Annotated in this window: 7 protein-coding genes and 1 pseudogene; 6 read left to right on the forward strand and 2 right to left on the reverse strand. The window is 59.0% G+C overall.

The features are described 5' to 3' along the window. The coding region (locus VHL31_RS18405; RefSeq protein WP_329662703.1) for a calcium-binding protein at nt 1-267 on the reverse strand (267 nt) is incomplete at its 3' end. A 569-nt stretch (nt 268-836) separates the two neighbouring features. On the opposite strand from VHL31_RS18405, the gene VHL31_RS18410 reads away from it, so the two are divergent. After that, nucleotides 837-2,111 carry a calcium-binding protein gene (locus VHL31_RS18410; RefSeq protein ID WP_329662704.1) on the forward strand — a complete coding sequence of 425 codons (1,275 nt, stop codon included), beginning with the start codon at nt 837-839 and terminating at the stop codon, nt 2,109-2,111. 275 nt (nt 2,112-2,386) lie between these two features. Here the strand turns inward: VHL31_RS18410 and VHL31_RS18415 are convergent, their stop codons facing one another. Next, nucleotides 2,387-2,722: a terminase TerL endonuclease subunit gene (locus VHL31_RS18415; protein ID WP_329662705.1), complete on the reverse strand. Its 336-nt coding sequence runs from the start codon at nt 2,720-2,722 to the stop codon at nt 2,387-2,389. Nucleotides 2,723-2,839: 117 nt separating this feature from the next. Here VHL31_RS18415 and VHL31_RS18420 point away from each other — a divergent pair, with 117 nt between their 5' ends. The 5 genes and pseudogenes from VHL31_RS18420 to VHL31_RS26730 all read left to right on the forward strand — a co-directional run. Then, nucleotides 2,840-3,097 (forward strand): hypothetical protein, encoded by a 258-nt coding sequence (locus VHL31_RS18420; RefSeq protein ID WP_329662706.1) that lies wholly within the window; start codon nt 2,840-2,842, stop codon nt 3,095-3,097. 215 nt (nt 3,098-3,312) lie between these two features. Beyond that, nucleotides 3,313-4,311, forward strand: a complete 999-nt coding sequence (locus tag VHL31_RS18425) for a filamentous hemagglutinin N-terminal domain-containing protein (RefSeq protein WP_329662707.1) — start codon at nt 3,313-3,315, stop codon at nt 4,309-4,311. A gap of 129 nt (nt 4,312-4,440) precedes the next feature. After that, entirely contained in the window at nt 4,441-4,668 is a 228-nt protein-coding gene (locus VHL31_RS18430; RefSeq protein ID WP_414653769.1) for an adenylate/guanylate cyclase domain-containing protein, read from the forward strand. Nucleotides 4,669-4,767: 99 nt separating this feature from the next. Beyond that, the gene (locus VHL31_RS18435; RefSeq protein WP_329662708.1) at nt 4,768-6,156 is read left to right on the forward strand and encodes a DUF1593 domain-containing protein; all 1,389 of its coding nucleotides are present in this window, start codon (nt 4,768-4,770) and stop codon (nt 6,154-6,156) included. Between the two features lie 80 nt (nt 6,157-6,236). Continuing rightward, nucleotides 6,237-6,374, forward strand: a pseudogene (locus tag VHL31_RS26730) (ion transporter); the annotation flags it as partial. Between the last annotated feature and the right edge of the window lie 24 nt (nt 6,375-6,398).

Genomic DNA, 6,398 nt, shown 5'->3' on the forward strand with positions numbered 1-6,398 from the left:
GTCGGCGCCGGCTATGATGTCAATGCCGTCCCCACCGCTGATGATGTCGTTGCCGGCCTCGCCATAAATCTTGTCGTTGCCGGCTTCGCCGTAGAGACGATCATTGCCAGTGCCACCATACAGCGTGTCGTTGCCCGTGCCGCCGTAGATCGAATCGTTGCCGCCGTTGCCGTACAGCAGGTCGTTGCCGCCATTGCCTTTGATGGTATCGGCGCTCGACGTGCCTCTGTACGTGTTCGACGAGTTGCTGCCGTTGTACGTCGCCACCAGGACCTCCGAATATGCTGTATTCGCAAAGCGTTCGACTTCATGTGAAGTCTGCCCTGCCATGTTGACTATCGTTGCCTAAAGCGTCGGTCGTACTGGATATATCGCGACGCTGGAGTCAAGAAACATGGAGCACCCTGAGCTCCTATTCACACGCTTTATACATGGGTTATTCGTGTACTCATGTCCTTCATCTCATCTGCCATAACAGCTGAAGGGTGGCCAGAAGTGGCAGGGGATTGCTGGATGCACCTCCGGTCGCCCCGCCGACCACGGACGACAGGACCTCGGCGAGAGTGATCTGATCCGACCCTATGACGCCACCAGAGACGACTTTGATGCCTTCCTGGAGTGGGAAGAGCGCAGGGTATCCGGCTTCTTCAGGACACAGCAATCGCGTCTCGATGACAACCTAGTAACACGAGGGCAGCTGACCCTTGGGTGGCCGGCTTTCCCCCGGTTGCCCTACCAGACTTGACGGATGCTCCGCTGCTTGAGCATTGAAGGAGGAAGTGCTGTAGCAGCAGTTATTCCCTCAGCCCCATAGCAACAACATAAAGGGGCAGTTCATGGCCACGCTCACCGGCAACTCGAACAACAACACGCTTTATGGAACGTCGTCAGCCGACACGATTGATGGCGGAGCTGGAAACGACACCCTCTATGGCCGCGGCGGCAACGATCGGATCTACGGGCGGATCGGCCACGACAAGATCTATGGCGAGTCAGGTGACGACACCGTCAGCGGTGGCGACGGCAACGACGTCATCGAAGGTGGGACTGGCGTCGATCGGTTGTGGGGAGATGCAGGTAATGACCGCATCTACGGCAATGACCAGAACGATGAGCTGTACGGCGGCCTAGGCGATGATCGGATCGGCGCTGGCTTTGGCGCCGACAAGCTCTGGGGCGATGGCGGCAACGACACGATGTTCGGCGATGATGGCAACGACCAGCTCTGGGGCGGGACTGGTAGCGATGTCCTGCTAGGAGACCTGGGCAACGACGTCCTGAACGGTAACTCGGGTGACGACGTCCTGCATGGTGGTCTCGGGCTGGATCAGCTGCATGGTGGTGAAGGTTTTGACACCGTCTCCTTTGCCGACTCGACCTATGGCGTCGAAGTCGATCTTCACTTCGGCGACCAGTCCGCCAGTAGCATCACGGGCACCCCATCGGGGTACGAAACCCTGTCAGGGATCGAGGCCGTCGAAGGCTCCGCTTTTGCTGACCGGATCCTGGGCATCACCAATACGGAGTTCGACACAACCTACGTACCGCTGAGCCTAATGGGCCTCGAGGGCAATGACCGCCTCTACGGCGGCAACCATAACGACCGCTTGAACGGCGGCGAGGGAGCTGACAACCTGGGCGGCTACATGGGGGATGATGCCCTCATCGGCGGCGGGGGAGATGACTGGCTGGACGGTGAGGATGGGGCAGACGTTCTGACTGGTGGTGCTGGGGCCGACACATTCGCGTTCTATGCCTTATGGCATTTCGAGGCACAAGAATCAGGCAACGACACCATCACGGATTTCACACGGGGAGCCGACAAGCTCAGGCTGGGCGCTTTGATCTACGGTGATGAGACGGAGGGTGCCGACCTTTTTCTGAATGGCGCTGATCTCTTCGCCCGCCTTGACAGCAACGACGACAACCGCCTTACCGGCGCCGATGCCGATCTGGGCAGCCGTCTCATTGGCGGCGTCTACAGCTTGGTGGTCGACTTGGCCCCAACAATCGATGCACTGATGGACCCGGCCATCCCTTACGATCACGCAGGAGGCCTGCAGTTGACGCTGCTGGGGGTTAATTCGCTCCAGGCCAGTGACATCGTCTAGCTATCGGCCCGCCATCTTGAAGCCCGTCAGCCAGTAGTTCTGGTCCCGCTGGAGAATCTGAAAGCTTGGGAAAACCGCACACGCCGGCGCCTGGCGAGGCTGGGCTTTCGCTTGGCCAAGTCTCCAGCCCGGTCATGGGTTCGCCAGTACCATGAACCCTGGCTATGTGGTCCTAGAAGGGAACACGTGTCGGTGCGGCGGCCTCATCCGACCCTACGATGCACCAGAGATGACGTAGGCGCCTTCCTGGAACGAAAGAGCGCAGGATGAACGGCTCAGGAGCATCTGAACCATCGTCGTGACCATCGCCACTCACTAGTGGGAGCCGGCTGCCTTTGGGCGGCCGTCTCGACCGCAATGTTGCCGAAGCACAGCCGCAGCACCGGATTGCCGCCATGCCGGAACCTGCCGGACAGGAGCGCTGCCTTCAGCTCCTCCACCGGAGCGGGCATTGAGGCGAAGCCCTGGCCGAAGGCTGAGATGGTGAAGCCTGCCTCCTGCAGCGCCGTGGTGACCGCAGTGCTGTTCCAGCGGTCGATCGCGATCTCCTGGACGCTGTGGTCCGCTGCGAGCTCGTCGATCCAGGCGAGCACGGCGCTGTAGTCGACCACGTTGCCCGGTCAGGCGCAGGTGCCTCCCCTCTGCCCAGCGCAGATAGTTCGCCTGGTTCTGCTCGGCATTATCTCGGCAATTGACCCCGCCACATTCCCGGCGCTACCCCTGCTGATGTGGAACTAAACAAGAACACCCGCATCGTCTTAGGCCCGGCCTATCAGGTCCGGCTAGGCTCGATCCCCGACGGTCATGTCCTCGTCGGCGTGTGCCTGATGTGCCGCCACATGGGCGTGATCGACCATAAGCGGCTGATCGACCGCTACAGCGCCCACGAATGCATCGTCAGCCTCCTGCCCCGCTTCCGCTGCACCTCCTGCCGGACGCGCGGTGAGGCTTTGGCCTCATTCGAGGTCCATCGAGTCGAGCGATAATCCGCCTGAATAATGACGCCTCAGTGCCACAGGGTCGGCTGCTCTCAGGTAGGCGCCTCAACTCCTTTTCTGTTGGCAGCTCACCATTCTCAACCGCTCGAGCAGAATGCCCGGCAATGCTCTGGCGGAGGCATGACTTGCATCCAGTCCATCCTCTGCACAGTATCAGGAAGACATAGAACTAGGCTCTGACATACATCTTCAGGGAGCGAGACATGCGGATATGCACTAGCCGGCTGCCGACTCTCGCCTGCCTGCTCGCGACCACATGCCTCTCTCCAGCCAACGCTCAAGTCGGCACCGACGGCACGCTGGGTCCGAAGAGGAACCTCGCTGGGCCAAACATTGAGGTGCCTGCCCACCTCGGCCAGATCCGCGGCCAGAACCTGTTCCACAGCTTCGAGCGGTTCGGGGTCCAGACCAACGGCAAGGTGACGTTCACCGGCCCTGGCGGGCTGAACAACGTGATCTCGCGGGTGACAGGTGGCGAGGCCTCCAACATCGACGGCACACTGGCCTCCACCGTGCCGAACGCGAACGTCTACCTGGTCAACCCGAGCGGGGTGGTGTTCGGGCCGAACGCCAGGCTGGACGTGCCGGGCTCGTTCCATGCCAGCACGGCGGACGAGCTGCGCTTTGAGGATGGCGCGGTGTTCAGCGCGTTGGATCCGTCCGGCAGCAGGCTCACGGTCGCAGCACCAAAGGCGTTCGGATTCTTAGGCAGTCGCATGAGCAGGATCACGGTAGATCGAAGCGTGCTTCAGGCAAAGGAGGGCCAAAATCTCTCCCTAACCAGCGAGAATATAGATGTATCTGGGAATGGTATCCGCTTCGACGATGAAGGCAATATTGGCTCAACTGCTGGAAAAGTACTTTTAGCTGCGCCAGGCGGAGTGGCAGAAATCGAGGCTTCTTCTGGCAAGATACAAGGTAACGCATCTGGATCCATACGAATGCGCGATGAGGCAGTGATAGTGAGTACAGGCTCTGGAGGGCTTATACGTATCCAGGGAGGTACTCTTGATATAGAACGCGGATCTACTATTCTTGTTGATCCACGGACAACACTCTCAAAAGATGTGCCAGCTAGTATTGACGTTCTCGTCGATAACTTGAACTTACTTTCCGGATCATCGATTAGTGTCGATCAGCCAATTAGAAGGAAAGTCTCAGGTGACAATGTCGTCACCGGGAACATTCCTCGCGTGGTGTAGCGGGGCAATCATGGTTCATCGCCAAGTGCCCCGCGGCTGAAAACGTTGGGCTGCTGCACTCCGGATTAGAGACCACCTCGCAGCAGATTCGCATGAGCAGTATGTACATTATGACAAATAGCGTCCAGCATCATCGGCCAGCACAAGTTCATCTACGACGTCTGGGGGGATACGGTGAACATAGCCAGCCGGCTGGAAACCCACGGGCTCCCGGAGCGCATCCAGGTGTCCTCAGCATTCCGCGCCGCGTTGGCAGACGCTTATCACTTCGAGGAACGCGGCATGATCGAGCTGCGCGATATCGGCAAAATGCCAGTGTTCCTGTTGAACGCAACCAAAGCCGCTACTTCAGATTAAACCCATAGTGGCATCATCTTCCGGAAACTTGTTGTTGACCCACCAGCCTTGAGGGCGCAGCATTGAAACTAGGGATAGTGGCTCTCATGGCAGTACAAGATGAAACTGTTCATCAAGCGCGCTGTAGATCGATGGTACCGGCTGAATGCTACAACACTATTTATTATGCTTATTGTAGTTTCTGCTACGGGTTGGCCGGAGAACAAGGCTGCTGCAGTCGAGCGACCGCTGGCGATCATCTTGACCGATGTCGGACAAGATCCTGATGACACCCAGTCGCTGGTCAGGGCGCTCCTCTACAGCAACGACGTCAGTATCCAAGGGATCATTCCGACCTACAACCCGCGCGGCCCTGTCCGGGTGGACATCGTTCAGGCAGTGATCGCAGCCTACAAGAAGGACCTGCCCTTCCTCAAACTCCACGACACCCGCTATCCTTCTGCTGAGCTGCTGCTGGGTCGGGTCAAGTCCGGCCTGAATACGAACAGTCAGATAGGATCCGGCTTCGACTCCTCTGGCTCCAACCACATCATCTACATGGTCGATAGAAGCACCGTTCCTATGTGGATTCTGGTCTGGGGCGGTGGTCGTGAACTGGCTCAAGCCATCTTCAAGGTAAGATCCACCCGCTCCAATGACGAGTTCGTCAGGTTCCAGAAGAAGCTTCGGGTCTACTCGATCAGCTTGAGCCAATATTCCCCTGAGCCCGGCGACTATCTTCTGGCAAACGCAAAGGACATGTTCTGGATCGCCAGCATCGAGCACGATGGCTCGAAGACCGCCACGTTCCGAGGCATGTACATGCTCGGCGACAACTCGATGCAGAGCGAGAGCTGGACGCAGGCCAACATCACCAGCCGTGGAAACCTCGGGCGCATGTATCCGCTCAACACGACAGAAAACGGCCTCAAGGAAGGCGATACACCTTCCCTCCTTCATATCCTTCCCATTGGGTTAGGCACACCTGGTTTGCCCAAGGCGGGCGGCTGGGGTGGCCGGTATACCAAGGAGAGTGACTACTACCGGATCTCGCAGAACCTTTACACGTCCAAGTACCAGTTGGATCAGGTAGGCGACGTCAGTTCCCGGCGGCTGTCGGTGGCACGCTGGCGCAAGGCCTTTCAGGCGGACTTTGCGGCCAGAGCGAAATGGCTGATTTCGAGCTATGGCAGTGCCAACCATCCACCAGATGCTCGTATCACCGGTGCCAGCGCACTGACAGTGCCATCGGGGCAGACGGTCCCGCTCGATGCCACACCGTCGACGGATCCAGACGGCAATGGCTTGAGCTATCACTGGTGGGTTTACAGAGAGGCAGGCTCCCATACCGGGAGCATGACCATCGAGAACGATCGTGTCGCCGTGACAAGCCTGGTCGCACCTCAGGTGACATCGACCAAGACCGTTCATGTCATCCTGGAGGTCACGGATTCCGGATCGCCGGCCTTGACCCGCTACCAGCGCCTTGTCCTGACGGTGAATCCTTGAATGGACGTCGTGCCCAGATAAAGGTTAGCCGTCCCAGGCAGGTCGAGCCAACCAGCCATCGCACATGGCCGAGCCAGCCCTTGGTACAGGCCGTGTTCCGCCCGGGCGGCAAGGTGCGCCATCCTTGCCCGCAATGTGGCCTGCAGCGACACGACCGCGATGCTGTGCACTGCAAAGCGTGTGGGCTGCTGCTCAACATCCCAAATGATGAAGCCTGAAGGCACCACTACCAGCCCTGGCTC

The organism is Geminicoccus sp., assembly GCF_036263595.1.
Taxonomy (GTDB): Bacteria; Pseudomonadota; Alphaproteobacteria; order Geminicoccales; family Geminicoccaceae; genus Geminicoccus.

Coding starts and splice junctions, on each gene's coding strand:
- VHL31_RS18410 (WP_329662704.1), top strand. CDS start 837: ATGGCCACGCTCACCGGCAACTCGAACAACAACACGCTTTATGGAACG.
- VHL31_RS18425 (WP_329662707.1), top strand. CDS start 3,313: ATGCGGATATGCACTAGCCGGCTGCCGACTCTCGCCTGCCTGCTCGCG.
- VHL31_RS18435 (WP_329662708.1), top strand. CDS start 4,768: ATGAAACTGTTCATCAAGCGCGCTGTAGATCGATGGTACCGGCTGAAT.